Source organism: Nostoc sp. (assembly GCF_035638895.1).
Classification (GTDB): domain Bacteria; phylum Cyanobacteriota; class Cyanobacteriia; order Cyanobacteriales; family Nostocaceae; genus Nostoc.
Genome location: NZ_DASQZC010000467.1, coordinates 1 through 21,322 on the forward strand (window position 1 = coordinate 1; position 21,322 = coordinate 21,322).

Annotated in this window: 21 protein-coding genes; 13 read left to right on the forward strand and 8 right to left on the reverse strand. The window is 41.5% G+C overall.

Annotated elements, in window-relative coordinates; all coding sequences use genetic code 11:
* The coding region (locus tag VE944_RS23440) for a class I SAM-dependent methyltransferase (RefSeq protein ID WP_324982648.1) at positions 1-389 on the reverse strand (389 nt) is incomplete at its 3' end.
* A 964-nt stretch (positions 390-1,353) separates the two neighbouring features.
* On the opposite strand from VE944_RS23440, the gene VE944_RS23445 reads away from it, so the two are divergent.
* The 3 genes from VE944_RS23445 (at position 1,354) to VE944_RS23455 (ending at position 5,187) form a co-directional block, all read left to right on the forward strand.
* Complete coding sequence (locus VE944_RS23445; RefSeq protein WP_324982650.1) at positions 1,354-3,114, forward strand: iron uptake porin; 1,761 nt, start codon at positions 1,354-1,356, stop codon at positions 3,112-3,114.
* A gap of 417 nt (positions 3,115-3,531) precedes the next feature.
* Positions 3,532-4,359 (forward strand): ABC transporter permease subunit, encoded by an 828-nt coding sequence (locus tag VE944_RS23450; RefSeq protein WP_324982653.1) that lies wholly within the window; start codon positions 3,532-3,534, stop codon positions 4,357-4,359.
* 60 nt (positions 4,360-4,419) lie between these two features.
* Positions 4,420-5,187, forward strand: a complete 768-nt coding sequence (locus VE944_RS23455) for an ATP-binding cassette domain-containing protein (protein WP_324982656.1) — start codon at positions 4,420-4,422, stop codon at positions 5,185-5,187.
* A 210-nt stretch (positions 5,188-5,397) separates the two neighbouring features.
* Here VE944_RS23455 and VE944_RS23460 read toward each other — a convergent pair whose 3' ends face one another.
* The 3 genes from VE944_RS23460 to VE944_RS23470 form a co-directional block, all read right to left on the reverse strand.
* On the reverse strand, positions 5,398-6,327 hold the full coding sequence (locus VE944_RS23460; protein ID WP_324982659.1) for a TauD/TfdA dioxygenase family protein: 930 nt from the start codon (positions 6,325-6,327) through the stop codon (positions 5,398-5,400).
* A gap of 69 nt (positions 6,328-6,396) precedes the next feature.
* Positions 6,397-7,263 (reverse strand): CmcJ/NvfI family oxidoreductase, encoded by an 867-nt coding sequence (locus VE944_RS23465; protein ID WP_324982663.1) that lies wholly within the window; start codon positions 7,261-7,263, stop codon positions 6,397-6,399.
* Between the two features lie 48 nt (positions 7,264-7,311).
* Entirely contained in the window at positions 7,312-7,983 is a 672-nt protein-coding gene (locus tag VE944_RS23470; protein WP_324982666.1) for a glutathione S-transferase family protein, read from the reverse strand.
* Between the two features lie 275 nt (positions 7,984-8,258).
* On the opposite strand from VE944_RS23470, the gene VE944_RS23475 reads away from it, so the two are divergent.
* The 3 genes from VE944_RS23475 to VE944_RS23485 all read left to right on the forward strand — a co-directional run bounded on the left by VE944_RS23475 (position 8,259) and on the right by VE944_RS23485 (position 11,179).
* Entirely contained in the window at positions 8,259-8,435 is a 177-nt protein-coding gene (locus VE944_RS23475; protein WP_324982669.1) for a hypothetical protein, read from the forward strand.
* Positions 8,436-8,546: 111 nt separating this feature from the next.
* Complete coding sequence (locus VE944_RS23480; protein ID WP_324982672.1) at positions 8,547-8,840, forward strand: hypothetical protein; 294 nt, start codon at positions 8,547-8,549, stop codon at positions 8,838-8,840.
* Positions 8,841-9,367: 527 nt separating this feature from the next.
* The gene (locus tag VE944_RS23485; RefSeq protein ID WP_324982675.1) at positions 9,368-11,179 is read left to right on the forward strand and encodes a vanadium-dependent haloperoxidase; all 1,812 of its coding nucleotides are present in this window, start codon (positions 9,368-9,370) and stop codon (positions 11,177-11,179) included.
* A 143-nt stretch (positions 11,180-11,322) separates the two neighbouring features.
* On the opposite strand, the gene VE944_RS23490 is transcribed toward VE944_RS23485, so the two are convergent.
* The 3 genes from VE944_RS23490 to VE944_RS23500 form a co-directional block, all read right to left on the reverse strand.
* Entirely contained in the window at positions 11,323-11,628 is a 306-nt protein-coding gene (locus tag VE944_RS23490; RefSeq protein WP_324982678.1) for a type II toxin-antitoxin system PemK/MazF family toxin, read from the reverse strand.
* Positions 11,629-11,659: 31 nt separating this feature from the next.
* Positions 11,660-11,851 carry a hypothetical protein gene (locus tag VE944_RS23495; RefSeq protein ID WP_324982681.1) on the reverse strand — a complete coding sequence of 64 codons (192 nt, stop codon included), beginning with the start codon at positions 11,849-11,851 and terminating at the stop codon, positions 11,660-11,662.
* Between the two features lie 263 nt (positions 11,852-12,114).
* Complete coding sequence (locus VE944_RS23500) at positions 12,115-13,098, reverse strand: DUF4145 domain-containing protein (protein ID WP_324982683.1); 984 nt, start codon at positions 13,096-13,098, stop codon at positions 12,115-12,117.
* Positions 13,099-13,360: 262 nt separating this feature from the next.
* Here VE944_RS23500 and VE944_RS23505 point away from each other — a divergent pair, with 262 nt between their 5' ends.
* The 4 genes from VE944_RS23505 (at position 13,361) to VE944_RS23520 (ending at position 17,364) form a co-directional block, all read left to right on the forward strand.
* Complete coding sequence (locus VE944_RS23505) at positions 13,361-14,017, forward strand: class I SAM-dependent methyltransferase family protein (protein WP_324982686.1); 657 nt, start codon at positions 13,361-13,363, stop codon at positions 14,015-14,017.
* A 3-nt stretch (positions 14,018-14,020) separates the two neighbouring features.
* Positions 14,021-15,241 carry a glutathione S-transferase family protein gene (locus VE944_RS23510; protein WP_324982689.1) on the forward strand — a complete coding sequence of 407 codons (1,221 nt, stop codon included), beginning with the start codon at positions 14,021-14,023 and terminating at the stop codon, positions 15,239-15,241.
* Between the two features lie 125 nt (positions 15,242-15,366).
* The gene (locus VE944_RS23515; RefSeq protein ID WP_324982691.1) at positions 15,367-17,010 is read left to right on the forward strand and encodes an FAD-binding protein; all 1,644 of its coding nucleotides are present in this window, start codon (positions 15,367-15,369) and stop codon (positions 17,008-17,010) included.
* Between the two features lie 12 nt (positions 17,011-17,022).
* Positions 17,023-17,364: a 4Fe-4S binding protein gene (locus VE944_RS23520; protein ID WP_324982694.1), complete on the forward strand. Its 342-nt coding sequence runs from the start codon at positions 17,023-17,025 to the stop codon at positions 17,362-17,364.
* A gap of 9 nt (positions 17,365-17,373) precedes the next feature.
* Here the strand turns inward: VE944_RS23520 and VE944_RS23525 are convergent, their stop codons facing one another.
* Positions 17,374-18,387 (reverse strand): isopenicillin N synthase family dioxygenase, encoded by a 1,014-nt coding sequence (locus VE944_RS23525; RefSeq protein ID WP_324982697.1) that lies wholly within the window; start codon positions 18,385-18,387, stop codon positions 17,374-17,376.
* 300 nt (positions 18,388-18,687) lie between these two features.
* On the opposite strand from VE944_RS23525, the gene VE944_RS23530 reads away from it, so the two are divergent.
* The 3 genes from VE944_RS23530 to VE944_RS23540 form a co-directional block, all read left to right on the forward strand.
* Positions 18,688-19,725, forward strand: a complete 1,038-nt coding sequence (locus VE944_RS23530) for an NADP(H)-dependent aldo-keto reductase (RefSeq protein ID WP_324982700.1) — start codon at positions 18,688-18,690, stop codon at positions 19,723-19,725.
* 112 nt (positions 19,726-19,837) lie between these two features.
* Positions 19,838-20,959, forward strand: coding sequence for an aryl-sulfate sulfotransferase (locus VE944_RS23535; protein ID WP_324982702.1), 1,122 nt, complete (start codon positions 19,838-19,840; stop codon positions 20,957-20,959).
* 156 nt (positions 20,960-21,115) lie between these two features.
* Positions 21,116-21,322: glutathione S-transferase N-terminal domain-containing protein (locus VE944_RS23540; RefSeq protein ID WP_324982705.1), on the forward strand; the 207-nt coding region annotated here is incomplete at its 3' end.

Here is a 21,322-nt window from a genome sequence, read left to right on the forward strand (position 1 = left end):
AGTACGAGTTCCCGTTCCATCCAGTGAAAGGCTCTGCCAATGGTAGCTAGTTTAAATACCCCTAAACTAGGGTTAATCAGTTCTGCGCCTTGTTCTAGCCAAGTAATATTATTTGCCCCTACATCTGCTGCTTGGCGTTGCGCTTCCTTGAGCATTTCCGGATCAGGATCGATCGCAACTACTTCCTGAAATTTGGTGCTGAGGGGAATGGCAATTAAACCTGGCCCAGTACCCAAATCAAGCAGTCGTCCCTGACCATTAAGATGAAAAATTTCGGTTAGTTTGTCGAATACAGCAGGTGGGTATTTAGTTCTGTATTGAGCGTAAAGTTCAGCAGCACCCTCAAATAATGTTGGGTCGTAGGTAGGAAGCGTTTTCAGTTGGGTCATAAGTTGATTTTTTGGTGAATCAATCTTTATTCAGGTACTGGGGATTAAGCATTGGGAAAATTATTCTGAATATTTCCCTAGTCTCTGTTGACAGAACAAATCTATAAAGAAGGACTTGTAGTATGAGAATGCCGAGGTTCTTACCAAGTTTGTTTAAACCACTTAGAAGATTGATAGGGCGTTTCACTACTACTTGCATCAGGTACATGATTAATCTTTGCCCTATCAATATTTTTTTGCAGATCCGGCTGAGTAGTCAGCCGATAAATTGAAATGCTGTAGTCTATTCCTTATTAAATACTACAACTTGATTGATTTACCGTAGTTTATGTATTTAACAGAGTTTTTCACACTTATGAGAAAAAGGCAAGTACTGCTTAATACAAGTTTGCTAATATTTTATTTTTAAAAATGTATCTTAAGAGGCTTGTTTTTTTTATTTTTTTATGCAAATATCCAATATGAACAATAAAACTACTAAATTCCGATAAAGTTTTAGTGGTTTGCTAATAGCCACAAATTAGGCTAATTCAAATTCTTTCTTCTCAAGAGAGCATCCCAGTTTTGCCTCTCTTCTCCTGCCTAGCCTGGATTTCTCACTTGTGAGAAATCCAAGGAGTGTGGGGAGATAGAAAAAAGCAACAAACCTCCCACACCCCCCACACTATGAGTGACAAATCCTGCCTAGTAGTCTGTCAAATTCATTTTGACGGTTAGAGAGACGCGATAAATCGCCGTCTCTACAGGGGATTTATCCATCAATTCCTTATTGACAGACTACTAGTGTGTAATCTCTTAACACCATTTACTCTTTGCCAAAAGGTGTTCATAAAAAAACTTCTGCTCAATGCAATCCATCTGAAAAATCTTTGTCTATACAAAGGTGTGTAATCTGGATGTGAAAATCCTGTGGGGTGCTAGCAAGCAAAGATTTGTTAATTTTCTGTGCATAACCCAATAGCCAATGTTTAAAGTTTTGTGGAATTATGGGCTAGTTATCCCAGGTCTTTTTAATGTATTTTTGATCCTTTCTTCAGCCGCACTTGCTGCTGAAGCACCGGACTTATCCGAGCTAAAATCAGGGGTTGAGGAACTTTCGCCAAATATTGCAACTCAGCCTGAATCGAATCAAACTGCCAACCTAGAAGTAGCTCAAACGCCAGACTATTTACTATTCCAAGAAGCAAGCCTACTTTCTCAGGAGACTTTCACAGCGCAAGTTACTTCTGTTTCTGAATTATCAGATGTTCAGCCTACAGATTGGGCATTTCAAGCATTGCAATCTTTAGTGGAACGCTATGGTGCGATCGCAGGTTATACAGATGGGACATTCAAAGGCGATCGCGCCCTGACACGCTATGAATTTGCAGCTGGTCTAAATACTGCTTTAGACCGAATCAATCAAATAATCGCCAGTTCTACAGCCGACTTAGTTAAACAAGAAGACTTAGACACAATCAAGAAGCTAAGAGAGGAATTTTCCACAGAATTGATTGCACTGCAAGGACGAGTTGATGCAGCAGAGGCAAAACTGGGAGTCATTGAATCACAACAATTTTCTACTACAGTTAAACTCACAGGTCGAGTGCAGTTTGTCCTTGGCTCACTTCTAGCCGGTAATAATGTTGTAACTGGCAGGCCAGCTCCCCGCATAGTAACACTGCAAGATGCAGTAACTTTGCGATTAAATGCCAGCTTTACAGGTAAAGATTCACTAGGCATAACAATGGGGGGTGGAAGTATTGAATCATTGGGACAAAGAGAAGCTGGATTATTAGGTACTTTTGATGGCAGAACGGCTGATAACGCTAATATTACAAGACCACGCAATGATTTGTCTTTGACTGGTCTGCGTTATCGGTTTCCATTCGGTTCAAATACTCAAGTCAACATTTATGCCTTATCTGATGGAGCTAATGAACTAGGTTTTACTGTACCGATTAATCCATACTTTGAAAGTAGTTTAGCAACTGGTTCTAATGGGATTTCCCGATTCTCACGACGAGCTTTAGTCTATCAATATGGAGATACTGGTGGCGGAATAGCGGTACTCCATAGATTAAATAAACAATTCCAACTGGGAATAGCTTACAGCGCACCTAACGCTAATAACCCTCAAGAAAATAATGGCTTCCTCACAGGCCGATATTTAGCTTTAGGACAGATACTATATACCAGTCCTCAGAAGAATTTTCGCGCGGCTCTAACTTACGTCAATACTTATAGTCCACCTAACGCCAGAGGTGTAAGTGGAACTAACTTTGGCCCAGCAGCAGGGAGCAACCTGGTTAATAGCACCGTGGCTGGAACAGGAACTGTAGCTAATCTTTATGGTGTACAAGCTTTCTATCAATTTAGCCCCAAGTTTGCTATCAATGGTTGGGTAAGTTATGGCGCACACCGCTATTTAGGGCGTGGCGATGGTAATGCTATGGATTGGGCGGTAGGACTGGCTTTCCCCGATCTTGGGAAGGAAGGAAGTTTAGGAGGATTGTTTGTAGGTATGGCACCAAAACTTACCAGTCTCAGCAATAATGTAGATTTAGGAGCAGGTTTAGGACAAGCAGACAAAGATACTTCCTTGCATATTGAAGGATTTTATCAATATAAAATCACTGACAAGATTGACATTACGCCGGGTTTTATCTGGGTGACTGCACCAGATTCAAATGCCAATAATCCTGATAGTTTATTTGCATGGATTCGTACTGTCTACAGGTTTTAGGGATTATCAATAGATGTGGGGTGGGTTATTCTGTCGCTAACCCACCGTTATTTCAGGACTGATAGTGCGTCATAGACTATTAGTCCTAAATCCCTACAAATTGGAGATTTTTTGAATTGGAAGCCTCTTTGATATAGAAAATAGGTAGGTTCGCTAATACTCAGTTCGTGCCAAAAGTTTAGTTGGGGTTGCTTTTTATATAATTTCGTGTAAGATTGTCTTTAATCTACGGTAATTCTCTCAATATGTAGTAGTTTAAGAAGAAATACTCAAACGGCAAGGTAATTTTTCGATTTTGTTCTCCTTGTTTTCTTTGCCTGTCTCAGTAAAACAAACATACATAACATCAAATCTATTCAGTTCTATTGACGAAATAGCCGTTAATGATAACTTCATAAAACAACTAATTGGTAGCTTATGACTATTACTCTGAAAAAGACTAAAAGCAGCGAAAAATCCCTAGAAACACTACTCAATAACAAATTCTCTAATAAAATCATCCCTTGGATAGTTCCTTTTACCGTACTCCTGCTCTGGGAGATTTCTTCCAAAACTGGTTTACTCTCCAGCAGAATTCTTCCAGCACCTAGTAGCGTAGTTTTTACAGCATTTAAGTTAGCCTCAACTGGAGAGCTTTTCCAACACATGGGAATTAGTGCTGCACGCGCTATATCGGGTTTTATCGTTGGGGGCGGAATTGGCTTTGTTTTGGGATTAGTTACTGGGTTTTCTCGCATTGGAGAACAATTGTTAGATAGTTCCTTGCAAATGCTGCGTACTATTCCCAACTTGGCATTAATTCCCCTAGTAATTTTATGGTTTGGGATTGGTGATCAAGCTAGATTATTTCTAGTTTCTATAGGTGTATTTTTCCCAATTTACCTTAATACTTATCATGGAATTCGTAGCGTAGATCATGAACTTATTGAAATGGGCAGAGTTTATGGGTTAAAAACATCTCAACTCATGTGGCAAATCGTTTTTCCAGGAGCTTTATCTTCGATTTTAATTGGTGTCAGATTTTCCTTGGGTATTATGTGGCTGTCGTTAATTGTTGCTGAACAAATTGCAGCCGATTCCGGCATTGGTTATATGGCAATGAACGCCCGTGAGTTTATGCAAACGGATGTTGTAGTGTTAAGTATTGTTATCTATGCATTACTAGGTAAACTAGCAAACTCTATCGCTAAAGCTCTAGAAAATAAGTTTTTATCATGGAATCCCAACTACACATCTGCTAGGTAAAAAATCCAAATACTCAATAACTGAATCGCTCGATAATCTCTAAAAAAAGGAAAAATAAAAATGGTTTCAAATATACAAGGTTCACAACTTACAATTTTGGGTTTAAGCAAACTTTTTGGAAATAAAACTGTCTTAAACTCATTAAATCTAGAAGTAGCACCAGGAGAGTTTATTGCTATTGTAGGGCGCAGTGGTTGCGGTAAAAGTACTTTACTACGCCTTGTATCAGGGTTAGATAAACCCACGACAGGCGGTATATTGCTAGATGGAGAACCACTACGCAAGCTCAGTCATTCTGTAAGAGTGATGTTTCAAGATCCCCGGTTACTACCTTGGAAACGTGTGATAGACAATGTGGGTCTGGGTTTGCAAGAAAATTGGCGTGCAAAAGCTGCGTGGGTATTAGAACAAGTAGGACTTAAAGATAGAGCTGGTGAATGGCCTTACGTGTTATCTGGAGGGCAACGACAACGAGTAGCATTGGCCAGAGCCTTGGTGAGTCAACCACAACTATTACTACTTGATGAGCCTTTAGGAGCATTAGATGCGTTGACTCGCCTAGAAATGCAACATTTAATCGAAGATTTGTGGCAACAGAGAGGCTTTACGGCATTTTTAGTTACTCATGATGTAGAAGAAGCTGTGGCGCTAGCAGACAGAGTGATAGTAATTGAAGAAGGACGGGTTGCATTAGATTTACCTGTAAGATTGTCGCGTCCACGAGACAGAGCTAGTGAAGTATTTGTAAATATTAGAGAAGCAGTACTAGAACAAGTTATGAATAATGAAGGCACTCACGCACATCAATTATTGCAAATGAGTCATTAATACTCTACTTTTAAGTAGATATCTCAACAAAACCCCAACTACCAAGGGTGGTAATTGGGGTCAAAAAGAGAGATATTCACTTAGTTTTTTGTACCATAACTCAAAGGGAAGAGTATCTGAAGGGAGAACACATAGGTAAAACCTAAATTAGAAGAAAAAATTAAAAGCACCAGGCAATTCTCACGCCTGGTGCAAGATGTAAATTAAGGCTCAGATACGAATGGCACTAAGAAAAGCGGGTTCACGTCGGTTATATGCAGAAGAATCTCCCTTAATAGCCTCACTCTGCTTACCATCAATACCAACAGGAATATCACCCACAAGTGTGACTCGTTGAACATGGCGAGGTTGATTACCGTAGTCTGCGATCGCATAATGTTGAGTAGCGCGATTATCCCAGAAAGCTACATCGCCTACTTTCCAACGCCACCGGACTGTGTTCTCAGGACGTGTGATGTAAGCTTGCAACAATTTTACGATTTCATCAGATTCATTCTGTGAAAAACCGCGCAGGCGGCGCACGAACCCACCAATAAATAATCCACGTTCACTAGATTCAGGATGGACGCGGACAACTGGATGCAGGGTTTCGTATACAGTCGAGGTAAAAACAGCCCGATGCTCTAAGACTTCTTTTGGTAAGTCAATTGTAGCTGCTGCATAATCGTAGGCATTGCTGTGTACTGCCCAGAGTTGATCAGCAATATTACGTAAGTGAGTTGGTAAATCTTCGTAAGCAGTCACGGAGTTTGCCCAAATCGTATCACCTCCTGATGGTGGGATGACAAGCGCCCGCAAAATAGAACCAAGGGGGGGACGATCTACAAATGTGACATCGGTGTGCCAGGTATTGGCGCGGCTCACAGTCTTGCCGTAATTCAGGTCAAGAACTTCTGGGTTTTCTGGCAATGAGGGAACGGTGGGATGGGCTGTTGTGACTTCTCCAAAGCGCCGGGCGAAGGCTACTTGTCCTTGAGCGTCAAGGTTCTGCTCTCGGAAGAAAATGACTTTGTGTTTAACTAAAGCTTTACGGATATCGCTGATGATTTCATTGCTGAGGTTACTGCTCAAGTCAACACCAATGATTTTTGCACCGATACGTCCGGCGATTGGTTTGATGTCAAAGTGTTGGGAAGTCATGATATTTGTGTCTCCAAGGGTTAATTTGTTTCACGCAGAGAGTAGGAGTATGAGAGAAATTTTTGCAATTTATGCAGGGTAAAAAACGAATGTTCGTAATTCGATGCTTTCTCGTGGGGGGGCGTTAGCTGGGCTGGTGGGGTCTTCAAAGGCTGTATGGGCTGCAAAACGCGCGTGTCCGTCTTCTGCGGAGTCGAAGCATTTAATAAATAGTGCTTCGTCCCTGTGCATTTGCGGAAAGTAGAACCATTTATGTTTGGAATTATACGTGATTCCATAAGTTTCACCGACGCGATCGCGGTACACTAAATCACCAGCCACAATGTCTGTGGGTGTGATACTTTGCGCGTCACACACTGCTAATGGTGACTCTTGGATTGGTTGTGCAATTGCTCGCCAAACATTGATGATGGCAAATCGTTGTTTTAGTAGCGTATCAATGTCATCTATGCCTTGCGCTGCTAATTCCAAACGGGCGCGAGTATAGCCAGATTTGGCGGTGAAGTCGTTGTGTACACGCAAGGCAGGTTCTTTAATGTTATTCTCACCTGGCTTGGACTGACTGGCATTACGCAAGGTGTGATCGAATATCACTACCTGTGTTGCACCTGTTACTTCTTTTAACAATTGCTCGGCTTCTGGATAGTAGACGCCGCGTACTTCGTCTTCATCGTAAAAGTTGCGGACATTAGTATTATGTCCAGTAAATGCAAATCCTTCTCGATCTAACGAGATGTTCTCTGAGATAGAACGAGCATTGTAAATTGGCAGTTTGTGCGTCTGGTAAGTTGCATTCGTGCGGGGAACCCCTGGCGGTGGTTCGTAAGTATAATTAACAGGTTTTTCTGCCATTGGAATCAGGTAACTGAGGTTAGCCTCTACGTATGGCAGTTCTGCGGAAATTGGTTTGTCTAGAACTTGGTTATTTAAGCTCATAGGTTATCCCATTTTGGATTTTGGTTAATTTCTGTCAATCCATACGCCCTATTTTTGAACTGCACCAACGGGAACAGGTTCACCGAGAATTTTGGCGAATCTTTGCAAATAGAAGTCTACAGGGTTTGCTACTGCTTGAATTGAGGAGCGATCGCTTAACCTGTTCCACCATGTCTGCAAATGAGGTGTTTCTGCTGGTAATGTGAATTTGCGGAAGTGTTCTAAGAGTGGTAAACGTTCAAACCAAGGATAGAAGCTGATATCAACTAGGCTAAACTGATCTCCTAACAAGTAATCACCTTTGCCTAATCCTTCTTGTTCAATATATAGAAGTGCTTCTGTGAACTCTCTTCGTCCTTGTTCCTGTTCTTGGCTATCTTTACCGCGCAGCAATTTATTAAAAGCCGGGACAAGGCGAGTATTGGCGTAGTCTATCCAAATCCGAGCGATCGCTTTAGCTGCGGGATCGCGGGGTAACAATGGTGGTTCGGGAAAAACCTCATCTAAATATTCATTTATAATAGCGGACTCGTAAATTTCAACATCCCCATGTTTGATAGCCGGAACTTTGCCATAGCGGGAAATCTGCGTGTACCCATCTGGTTTTTTCTGTAAGTCAATTTCTATCGGCGTGAAGTCAATGCCTTTTTCCAGTAAGACGACACGAGTCCGTTGAGAAAAGGTAGAGGCTTTGGCGAAGTACAGTTGTATGTTGCTCATAAAATCTTTTCCTTGTAATTATCGTGACATGCAGACTATTTGAGATTTCACAACTCTTACTATTGCAATAAGACAGAAGCGAGATGTGTTGATTAGTGCAGTTAAATAATTGACTGGCAGGTATCTACGTCAGTTAGATGGTATATTACAGTTTGTCGGTCGATTTATCGTACTTTAAATAGTATACAGTCTTTATGAAAATATGCATACCTAATTATTAGTGTAACTAAATAAATATCTAGACATAATCAGGCTTGTCAAAAAGAGGTATCATAATGTACTCAAAAGCTTACTCTAATAGGCAGATCCGTCTTGGCTTGCTAGTACCAGCAGGTAACACCACGTTTGAGCCGGACTTTCACTCTGCTTTTTCCAGTCAAGTCAGCATTCATAGCGATCGCGTGATTGCTCAACGCTCACACGTGTACGTACCGATATTACTGCTGGCATGAAAGTATTAGGTTACAGCAGTCAAAGTGAAGCTATTCAACTCGAAGAATGTGGAGCGCGTGTTTTTTACTCTATGTATCAACTACCTGATTTACTTTGATTTATAGTCAAAAGTGGCTAAAGTCACAGCGAAACACTTTTCAAACATCTTCTTAGGAGCATTATTGCAAAAGTCACAACGTATTCAAGTAAAAGATAGGGTGCTAATTTTACGTCCTACTTATGTAGCCGGAAAATATGGGATAGTTTGTGGTCGAGAGTCAAACTCAAATAATCCAGCAAACCAACGGTGGTTGATTCAAGTAGAAGATGTGGATTCGTCTGATATTCTAGTGTCCTTGATTGTAGGTGAGTTTATGTTGATTAATTCAGAGCCAACAAAACCCACGTTTGAGCTTGACTTTTGATAGATTGGTCTAAAGTTACTTAAAATTAAAACCAGGCGATAAACAGAGTCGCAATAGTCTTTTATTTATCCTTATAGCTTCGGTTTTGACGCTCCTGCTAAATTTATTGTAAAAACCTCTTGATTTTCATCACCGATTGTGAGACAGTCTGATTTAATATCCATAAAATACATTAAGTCGACAGATTTACAGTACTTTATGGATTGACCAGAATTAGGTGGTAGTTATAGCTGTGGTTTAACCCGGCAACATCCTGTCAGACTGATTACAACCACAAACTTATAACAGCCGTGTGATGGAAGCATCATAACAGCACTGAATACCTACATGACTTTCAGGAAAATCACCTTCTGTGCAAGTTACCTTCCAGTAGAGTAATCCCAGATTTCATCTTAAATCCGGCGATATTAACTTGTTTTTCTGGAGGCGCGTATTTTGTGCGTGGCTAGTTGTTCTAGCTTTGCAATGCTCATGTATTCACTCATGACTAAACTTTTGTCTTATTTTTTATCAGTGGAGAACATCTCATGCAAGTAGATCCTAATTCTCATGAAGGTTCCGAGCAAGATACTCAGGCTAATAGCGAAACAGATAAACTGAAACAACCCCGTGTAACTAGCAAACGTTTTTTTGGTAGTCACGCTAGCAGACGCTCATTTCTTGGTCGTGCTGGTTTGTTTAGTGCCGCTAGCGTTGTTACAGGAGTTTTAGGTTCAACTTTCTCCTCGAAGAAGGGAGGAGATATTGTACAAGCCCAAGATATCAAGAGGCGGTATAATAATCGATCCTTCGACTACAGGAGATTTGTTGATAAAGCCTATCGAGTACGTGTTGAAGCAGCAACACTTGAACGAAATATTCCGATTCCGGCCCATCCAACTAACGGCGATGAGGAGCGTTATCCCAACAAAATAGGCTCTGACAGTAGGGCCCTACCACATGACGAACGAGGCGAAGTCAAGCTAGAAGCTTACAACTCTTTGACCAAAGCACTGACAACGCAAAACCCGAATGATTTTGAAAATATCATCTTGGGTGGCACCAGAAAGCTGCTCAATCCTCAAGGGGCCCTGGCAATCAGCCTAGAAGGGATCAACGCAGCGCAGATAGCTGTGCCGGCACCACCAGCTCTAGCTAGCGCAGATCGCGCTGCTGAAGCAGTTGAACTTTACTGGCAAGCTTTACTCCGAGATGTACCTCTTTCCAAGCTCCAAAACAATACTGACAACCCAAAAGTCTTGGCAGCCGTCGAAGACCTCAACAAGCTTTCGGCGTTTCGAGGGCCAAAACAAAATGGCCGTGTTACCCCTCAAACTCTATTTCGTGGTAGTGTCAACTACGTCGGTTCAGGTTCAAGTACAAAATATGTTACTCCGCCAGGGGTACTAAATGGTCCCTATCTATCACAATTTTTGTTGCTAACTATTCCTTGGGGAACTCAGTCTGTTTCGCCACTGATTCGTACTGCTCTTCCTGGTAATGACTTTCTAGTCAATTTTCAGGAATGGTTGACTGTTCAGAATGGAGGTAGTTCCGGGAAATCCATTAAATACGACCCCAAAAACCGTTATATAGTCACGGTTCGGGATTTAGGTGAGTATGCCCATATTGGCGGCCCTACATACGTGGGAGCCTCCTTAATTCTTGGTAGCATCGGTACTCCTTTGAATCCAGGCAATCCCTACGTTAGATCGAGAACTCAAAGTGGTTCAGCTGCAACCTTTGCAGTGGGACATTTACAAGCCTTGCTTAACTTGGGTACTTCGCGTGTGATTAGAGCATCATACTGGCAGAAGTTTTATGTACACCGCATTCTCCGCCCAGAAGCTTATGGTGGGCTAGTCTACAACAACATTGTCAATAAAACTCAGTATCCAATTAATTCTGAGGTCTTAAATTCCCAAGCTTTGGCTCAGACCTTTAGCACCTTTAACACCTATCTATTGCCCCAAGCATATCCAGAAGCAGCGCCAATCCATTCATCTTATACAGGTGGTGCGGCTGCCACTGCTGGCGTCAATATCACACTGTTGAAAGCATTCTTTGATGAAAACTTTGTTATTCCCTCACCAGTAGTGCCCGATCCCAAAGACCCGACAAAACTGATTCCTTACAGTGGGCCACCACTAACTGTAGGTGGTGAGTTGAATAAACTGGCAACTAACTATGCTATTGGTCGCGGTCACGGCGGTATCCATTGGCGTTCCGATGGTTCAGCTTCTTTGGCTTTAGGAGAAGAGGTTGCTATTAGTCTGCTCAGGGATGAGAGACTGGGTTACAACGAAATATTCAATGGTTTCACCTTCACCAAATTTGACGGTACAAGAGTCACAGTTTAAACCGATTTTCGGCGTTATGGGAGCGCCAAATTAAGTACACAATTTCGTAAATTCGTGGCAAATTGAGGGTTGAAATTTAAACGCATAGGCGCTTCACCTTGTGCATCGAGGTTGTTATGCTGTCGTCACAAGTAGTAGATTCACTAATCTTCGTCTTCTTTAGTATCAGCTTCTTCAAATCCTAACCAGAAAAGCAGCACCTTCTCAACTTCTACCATTTGCTCAGATGTCAAACTACCCAATTTGCGTAAAAGCTTTGTATGAGGAATTGTGATGACGTTTTGCACGTCAAAGGCTCCTTTTCGAAGGAACTTGACTTTGATTTGCACCTCAAACCTTGAACCACGTGGACTTGTTGTATGTGGAATTAAAGTTGCTAAGGCACGGTCTTGATTGAGGGCAGGAATACTGATTACTAAACACGGCCTGACTTTCGCTACATAACCCAAATCGACTAGCTAAACTTCACCACGTTCAGAGCTAATCATACAGGGGTTCCTGCTCGTCTAATTCTAAAAAAAGTTCCTCAGCGTTCAAAACTAAATTTTCATCCGACAACGGCGGAAAATCTAAGTCAACAGTCCGCTTTAGAATTTCTAGTACCAAATCTAATTGCTCCGCATCTGTTAAGCGGTCGAAGGTATCTAAAAGTTCTTGTACTAAAGCAGTCATAGCTGTTTTTCTATACTTGCTGTTAGCATAACACAGGTTTAGCAAGGATCTCAGGCATCGCCAAGATGAAATCAATGCTTATATTGAATGCGATCGCATCCGTGATGAATTGATTGATCCCTTGGTGCGAGATTTATGAGTAACTGGTTCATTCACTTGTACTTAGATACAGACAATCTTGCACCACTAACGATCACCGTTCGTTGTTGGGCTTCAACAGCTTATTATGCTGTTTGACCGGACGATATTTTCTTGCTCATAACTTATACTTTTCGCAAATTCAAGAACTTCCAAGCTTCTGTCTGACCAAGTTTGCTGATTTCTGATCTAATTCTTACCTGAACAGTATCGCCTTCTTTTATTCCTTCCCTTTTGAAAATTTGTTTGTCGTCTTTTTGCAAATCTACAATTACTGGCAAGCCGTTACTTGCATCTTGAAGTGTAACTTCTGGTGGTTCAATATCCAGATCAACTTCCAACACCGTATAAATTCCTGATAATACTACTATTTCAGTGATTGGATGAAAAGCTGTAGGCAGTCCAAGTAGAATTGAAGACGCATTTCTGAGCTTCATGTTCATGTCTTCAAAGTTTTTAACAGACTCATAATTCTCAGACACAGACTGCTTTGCTGCTTCCTCCATGACTTTCAAAAAACTATCAAAATTTGACTCTGGCGTTGATGTAAGTTCACCGAGCAGATCCTTTACTATTTTCTTAAATTCATTCAAACCCTGTATTGCGTCACTCTTTAGCTCATCATTATCCTTTTGTTTAAAATCTTCATTATAATGAAGACAACCATTTCTAATTTTTCGTATTACATCAAGACTATTGTGAGTCATTTCTGTAATCAGATATTCACTTTTCAAAGTATTAATTCTTTTATGCTGACTTTGAGTGACTAGCTTCTCTCGTCCCGATTTTGTAGCTAAAAACTTTGTGAAATCTTCAGCAGAAATTCCTGTAAGTGCAATACAGCCAGTGTAAAAACCAAATTCAAATAAGTTTTCTGCTTCTTTCAAGAGTCGAATAAAATCGCTTACAGATGCCAAGCATGAAATATCTTCAACCAACCACTTTCTTTCGACAATTTTGTCAACATCATTATCAAACCACTTCCTAAGAATTTCTTTGTATGCTGCTTTGTCCCTCTCAATGTATGAACTTCTTTGACTTTCATCTATTAAAGAGTAGTTATACTTATTAAAGTCAATATACATAATATTAAAAATAGCTTTTGGCAATCTGATTTCCAATGCTAACAGATAATCTTCAAGTATTACTAAATCCTCTGGGGAAGATATACTGAAACTTTTTACAGAATTGCTGGATAGATATTATACAATTTGTACGTATAAATGGCTAACTTAGAGCGATTATATGAAACAAGACTTGATTTTATACGAACGTCTATGATACCCTGCCTTCATCCACAAATTACAGTTAACTGATAAACTAACCGTAGTTTGTGATTATACAGTGTGCATCAAATGGGAATCACGCATTATGCCAAAAGATTGGTATGAATGGCACGACCTATACGACACTGAGCCAAAATTGCAGCAGCGTCTAGAAATCGTGCAGGAATATATTGCTTACAGCTTGAATGCGTCGCCATCTGGAACTATGCGTGTCGTAAGTGTTTGCGCGGGTGATGGACGAGATTTACTAGGAACTTTAAAAAATCACCCTCGAATAAATGACGTATATGCACGACTTGTTGAACTCAGCCCCCAGTTAGTTGAGCGTGGACGAGCAACTATAGAGTCTTTGGGTTTAACCAAGCAAATTGAGTTTATCAATGGTGATGCAACTCTTGCCACAAACTATGTAGAAGCAGTACCAGCAGATATCGTGATTGTGTGTGGTGTCTTTGGCAATCTGGCAGAGGAAGCTGAACTCAATCGCTTACTAGATAACCTGAGTTTTCTGAGTAAACCAGGTGCTTTTGTCATTTGGACTCGTGGACACTCCAACGGTATTACCTACTCTGACAATGTGCGGAAAATTTTAAGTGCATCTGGATTTGAAGAAGTAAACTTCAAGCTTACAGCTACAGGAGATATGGGTGTTGGTCTTCATCGATATTTTGGTGAAAACTTGGCTGCACCTAAAGAGCAACAGTTATTTGTGTTTTCCGGCATTCCTAGTAAAGCGAGGTAAAAAATGTCTATTCAAAACACAGTGTCAACTTGGGAAGAAGTTTTAGAAACTGCTAGAAAAAATACCTCTGCGCGTAGGGTAAAGAGGCCGGGACAATCCCCTTCTACTGCACCAATACCCAGCAGTTTACATAAACTTCCCCCAAACACAGAACCACCAGTCTTGCTTTATCGAGATACTAATTCCTGGTGTCCTTTCTGCGAAAGAGTTTGGTTTGCTCTGGAAGAAAAGGAAATTCCCTTTGCAACGGAGTTTATTGATTTAAGTAATAAACCTAAATGGTACACTGACCTAGTTCCCACAACCCTTGTTCCAGCAACAAAAATTGAGGGTAATTTAGTATATGAATCTAAAGATATTCTCTTGGCTTTAGAAGAAAGGTTTCCACATCCAGCATTATTGCCGGAAAATCCAGAGGAAAATGCTGTTGCAAGGCAGTTGGTTGAAGAAGCTGAGACTAACGGTTTTAAAGAGATTGCTTACAAATTCGTGAGAGAAACATCTGTAGATGCTGATGAGTTGGCATTACAAGCAGCATTTGAGGCAAAGTTAGATGAGCTTGAGCAAGGTTTGGCTAAATACCCTGGCCCCTACTTTGTCAGTACATTTAGCTTAGTTGATATTGTGTATAGCCCTCATTTAGATAGATTGGCGGCTAATTTACCTGTGTATCGGGGATATCACCTCAAAGGAAATCCTCACTTTCCTCGCATTAATGCTTGGTTTGATGCACTGAATCAGCGTCCTGCTTATCATAGGGTGAAGTCGGATAATATCACCAATAATTTACTTATGCGTCGCAGATGGGGTGTAGAACCGATTGGAAATCCTTTACCTCTGGATGTGGCAGATAGTGAAAAAATTCAATATAGAGCCGAGGCAGCTGAGAGATTGAGCGATAATCGAGAAGTTGCGATCGCAGATATTATCAAAAATTCTGGAGTCCAAGCAATAGCAGCAGATGGTGATTTTACCACAGTTAAGGACGCTGTTGATTTTCACCTGCGACAACTAGCTGATTATCTCATTCATGGCAATGGGGAAACCTTACCGGGTGGAAGGACTGGTGGTAAAAATAGTAGTGTTGATCTCCTATTCGCTGCTGTCGGGGCTATTACTTTCGCATATTTGAGAAATCGCATCTGCGCCCCCCGTGATATGAGTGCTGGTGCAGCAACGGCGTTTCGATCTGCGATCGATAAATTGTTGACTTCTGTTTATTAATTTTGTGGGCGTTGCTGAATGTATGAATTTATCGGGCTACGCCCCGCTAACATCCAGAGACGCAGCGAAAAGTCGGAGCGCTTTTGAATTCTGCCGTACTGTAGAAACTTATTGAGGAAAGGGAATTGCTAGCAGTCCATAGTGAAAACGAACTACAATTAACTGCTGATGTACTGGTAATCGGTGGTGGCCCTGCGGCAGCATGGGCAGCCTGGGCAGCAGCATCTCAAGGTGCCAAAGTCATCATTGTTGATAAAGGTTTTTTGGGTACGAGTGGTGCTGCTGCTGCTAGTGGCAATGGCATCATGGCTCCTTCTCCAGAGAATTGGGACAAAGTTTTATCGGAGCGTTATCGCGTAGCAAAAAACCTCGCTAACTTACGTTGGATCGAGCGTGTTATCGAAAAAACTTGGCTGAGTTTGCCCCTAGTGGAAAGTTGGGGCTATCGTTTCCCTAAAGAAGATGGGGAATCTGTGCGTCAGAGTTATTATGGCCCCGAATATATGCGGGTACTTCGCAAAAACCTTTTGCGCGTTGGTGTGCAGATTTTCGACCAAAGTCCGGCTCTAGAGCTTTTATTGGCTGACGACGGCTCAGTTGCTGGAGCAAGAGGTGTGCAGAGGCAAGAAAATCGTACTTATACCGTTCGTGCTGGTGCAGTAGTCTTAGCAAATGGTGGTTGTGCATTCTTGAGTAAAGCATTAGGTTGCAATACCAATACAGGTGATGGACTGTTGATGGCAGTGGAAGCCGGCGGTGAACTTTCTAGTATGGAAGCTTCCAATCACTATGCAATTTCGACGGCTTTCAATGCCACAGTGACAAGGGGTGTCCCCTTTGGCTGGGCTAGTTATAGCGATGAAGCAGGCAATGATCTAGGTGGTTATATAAATGGTCGTCGTGATCCATCGTTCCTCCCTAATGCCCTATTGAAAGGCCCCGTTTACGCTCGTTTAGATCGAGCCACACCGGAAGTTAAAGCAGTGATTGAAAAGTCTCATTTCATTGCTTTTCTACCCTATACAAAAGCTGGTATTGACCCCTATACAGAACGAGTGCCTGTGACACTTATTTTAGAGGGTACAGTCCGTGGTACAGGTGGGATTCGGATTGTGAATGATAATTGCGCTACAAAGGTTCCTGGCCTCTACGCTGCTGGTGATGCAGCATCGCGGGAGTTTTTAGCGGGTTTAGCTTCTGGAGGTGGTGGCCCCAATGCTGCGTGGGCAATCTCCACAGGGCAATGGGCTGGAGTTGGGGCAGCAGACTTTGCCAAGAGTCTGGGCACTCATGCAAATGAACGAGTTGCGCGTCCTGCTGGTAAAGTGGGATTGGGATCATCGCCCTCACACACTTCTGAAACATTCGATAGTGAGGCGATCGTGCGCGGTGTACAAGCCGAGATGTTCCCTTTGGAGAAGAATTATTTGCGTTCTGAGCAGGGACTTTTGGATTCTCTCGCTAAATTAGAGAAACTATGGGAGCAAGTACAAGGGAACCCGAAACAAGATACAGTGCGCGATGTGGAATTTTCTCGGCGAGCGGCTGCTTTGACGGCTGTAGCAAGATGGGCATATTTTAGCGCATTACATCGCACGGAAACGCGCAGCGAACATATTCGTGTAGACTATCCCGAAACCGATCCAAATCAGCGTTATTACCAGGCAACAGGCGGCTTAGATAAGCTTTGGGTGAGGCGTGATTGGATTACGAATGCAATCGCTACACCACCAGTACAAACCACTCAAACCACACCCTCTGTGTTGTAGCAGGAGCATATCATGATTGAGCTTGTCAGCCATAAACTCTGTATCAATTGCAATTTGTGCGTCCAAGTTTGCCCTACCAATGTCTTTGACTCCGTACCTAACGAGCCACCTGCGATCGCCCGCAAGGAAGACTGTCAAACTTGTTTCATGTGTGAGGCTTATTGCCCTGCGGATGCACTCTATGTTGCACCTGAATCTTATACCAATGTTGCAGTCAATGAGGATGATTTAATTGAAAGTGACATCATGGGCGAATATCGTCGGCTCTTGGGTTGGGGATATGGTAGAAAAAACAATAGTGAATTGGATACGGCTCATAAACTGCGCCAACTACCGCGTCCTTATCAAAGTTAATTTGGGTGTCTAAAGCACTGTTTGGCGAAGTTCTGGAAAGGCTTTAGATACTTTATTCAAGAGATATTCGCCATAAGTGCCGCGAAATTCGTGGACACTAGCTTTATCCCAGCGATCGCTTTTATCATCATTCACTACTACATCCTTCAGTTCAATGGGTTTGACTTCAACGTTGAAATTAGGATCAAAGAAAAAGGGAAATGATAGGCGATTACTGGTTGATAGGTTCTGAACGCGGTGGGGTGTTGAACGATACAGCCCTCGTGTCATGCGATCGAGCATATCCCCAATGTTGCATATAAATGAGCCAGGAATAGGGGGTGCATCTATCCAACCAGACTTTGATTTGACTTGTAATCCACCAACATTATCTTGTTTGAGTATAGTTAATACTCCGTAATCTGTATGTTCGCCAACGCCCCATTCAGATTTAGATGATGAATTAGGAGGGTAATTGAAAATCCGAAATAATATCAATGGGTCTTTTGTATAACGGTCTGCAAAATATGATTCTTCTAATCCCAAACTCAGAGCAATACCAGCCATTAAGGTGTGTCCGAGTTTGGTCATTGACTCCATATACTCAAGCACTATTTTCCTAAATTGGGGAATGTTGGATGGAAAAAGATTGCGACCGTGCATTGGTGTACCAGCTTTCACAAGTGGGTGGTCTTCTTCTAATTCTGCACCGAAGTAAATACCTTCTTTTAAGTCCGGTCTACCTGATGTTAATTCATTTCCAACTGGAAAATATCCTCGCCATGCTCTACCACCAAGAGCCATAGGAATCTTCAGTTTAGTTTCTACATCCTGCGCGAAAAACTGTTGGCTGAGATGTTCTAACCGCTTTTGTAGTTGTTCATCAACTCCATGTCCGACGATATAAAAGAAACCATAATCTTGGCACGCTTGCCTAATTTGATCTGCAACTACTTTAGAAGAGTTGCTACTTTGGGAAATTAGTGCACTAATGTCAATTATGGGAACTTGTGAAAACTCTTTGTTATCTTGTAAGATTGCCATGCTCAGGTTATCGTAGTTGTGCGTATACTAATATCTAGGGTACACAGAAAATTATATCGATAACTATAATCTTGGGTATAGCGATCACTAGCCTTAGTCAAGGATTTAGACAAAGTATTTTGAGTAGAAATTTGTAAATTTTATTTAAATCCGGCAATTTGATGTAAGTACCGTAGTATCATCTAAATAATTCTCACTCTTTCTGCAAATAACAACGATTTACTGAACAAGGAGTAATTTATTGTCTAATATCAAGTACGTAAAAATTTTTTAATTTAAGAACAAACATAATTCATAAATATGCGGTACAATCAACTAGGTAATAGTGACCTAAAAGTTTCCGAAATTTGCCTTGGTACTATGACCTATGGGCAGCAAAATACTATCGAAGAAGCCCATCAACAGCTAGATTATGCAATTAAACAAGGAATTAACTTCATTGATGCGGCTGAGATGTACCCAGTACCAACCAGTGCTGAAACCTACGGCTTAACCGAAACTTATATTGGAGAATGGTTAAAACATCAGCAGCGAGATCAACTAATAGTTGCTACTAAAATTGCGGGGCCTGGTCGCGGCTTTAAATGGTTACGTGATGGAGCAAAAGCCATTGATCGGGATAATATCAAACAAGCTGTAGATGATAGTCTGAAAAGATTGCAAACAGACTATATTGATTTATATCAAATCCATTGGCCAGATCGTTATGTACCACGTTTTGGACAAACAGTTTTTGATCCCTCTGAGGTAAAGGAAACAGTTTCCATTACTGAACAACTAGAAGTTTTCGCTGATGTCATCAATGCAGGTAAAATTCGCTATATCGGCTTAAGTAATGAAACTCCTTGGGGCGTTGCACAATTTAGTCATGTAGCTAAACAATTAGGATTACCTAAAGTCGTCTCGATTCAAAATGCTTACAATTTACTCAATCGAATTTTTGATAGCGCACTTGCAGAAGCAGTTTATTACGAAAACGTTCCTTTACTAGCTTACAGCCCTTTGGGATTTGGCTATTTAACTGGTAAATACCTCAACGGTAAACCAGAGAAAGCAAGAGTTACTTTGTTTGAAAACTTTGGTCAGCGATATTTAAAACCAAATGTTAGTCAAGCAGTAGCAGCTTATGTAGAAATTGCCAAACGCCATCAACTAAGTCCTGCACAATTAGCGATCGCATTCGTGCAGAGTCGTTGGTTTGTTGCTAGTACAATTATTGGTGCTACTACATTAGAACAACTCAAAGAGAATATAGAAAGCATCAATGTAGTTCTTGATAAAGATATCTTGGCTGAATTGGATTCAGTTCATACTCAATATCCAAATCCAGCACCATAAGAGTGATGTTAGCGGTAGCGGGGCATTTAGCCCGTGTTGAGAAGCTGCGAGATCCCGGACTTCTTCAAGAAGTCCGGGATCTGAACAAAATTCATGATAGCAACTTAAAATTATGACGATCGCAACAGCATCAGTTGACCAAAATACTATTCGTCGCCGTGGTACTGGTTTAAGAGCTTATAATCCTGACAAGGTATTCAAAGGTTATACACTTTTTACACCACTTACAGGTAAGGGAGAAGTATATCTTCTGAACCTAGAAGGAGAAGTAGTACATCAATGGAATTTGCCATATTCACCGGGTTTATATGCTTATCTTTTACCCAATGGCAATCTTTTTTATAATGGTAAAACACTAGATATTCCGCCACATTTTCCTTTGTGGGCTGCCTTTAAAGGCGGCGTTGTCTTAGAAGCAGATCCCAAGGGAAATATTATTTGGGAGTATAAACATCCAGATCATCATCACGACGGACGCAGACTACGCAACGGTAACACGATTTTATTAGCTATTGAAAAAATACCTCAGTCTTTGATTCCCCGTATCAAAGGTGGTGTACCGGGAACGGAAGCAGACGGTGATATCTATGCTGATGTGCTTTACGAAGTTACTCCTGGGGGTGAAATTGTTTGGATTTGGCACGCCCATGAACACTTAAATCCAGATATTTTTACTATCACTCCCCAAGATCAACGACACGAATGGACTCATGGCAATACTGTAGGCGAACTCGCTGACGGCAATATTATAGTCAGCTTCCGCAACATCTCTACCGTCGTAATTATCGATCGCAACACAGGAGAAATTATCTGGACACTTGGAGATGACGTATTAGCACAGCAACATTTTCCTAACGAATTAGCTAACGGCAATATCCTAATTTTTGACAATGGCGCACATCGCCGTCATACTGCTCTCAATTTCTCTCGTGTGATTGAAGTAAGCCGTCAAACTAAACAGATAGTTTGGGAGTACACTGACAACCCACCTCAAAATTTCTTCAGCTCGTATATATCAGGCGCACAGCGTCTAGCGAATGGCAACACTTTGATTACAGAAGGTGCTTTCGGTCGCATATTTGAGGTGACAGTTACAGGAGAGATTGTTTGGGAATATGTCAATCCTCACTTTGCGGCGAGGAATCTTGGTGAGAAGTCAGCAGTAGCTAGTGGGGAGCAAAATTCAGTCTTCCGTGCTTTTCGTTATGCGCCTGAAGAAGTGCCTTGGCTTTAAAAAGGCAGTCCTGATGAAACGAGTTTCAAAAGCCGTTACATGAAAGAGGAATTAAGGGCTGGGGACTAGTATTTTTACTCAGCACTTTCAAGTCAGGAGGCTTTTGATTCGTAATTCTGCTAATAAACAAGTCTTAATTCATAGAGGAATATCAACATGGCTGAAATCAAGATATATAGTGCAGTTGTTTGCCCTTATGCTCATCGTTCGCGCTTGGTACTACAAGAAAAAGGCATCGACTTTGACTTGATTGAGATTGATTTGCAGAATAAACCGGAGGGATTTACAGATATTTCTCCTTATGGAAAAGTGCCTGCGATGTCTGCGACGGGCTACGCCTACGCACATAATAATAACCGAGTT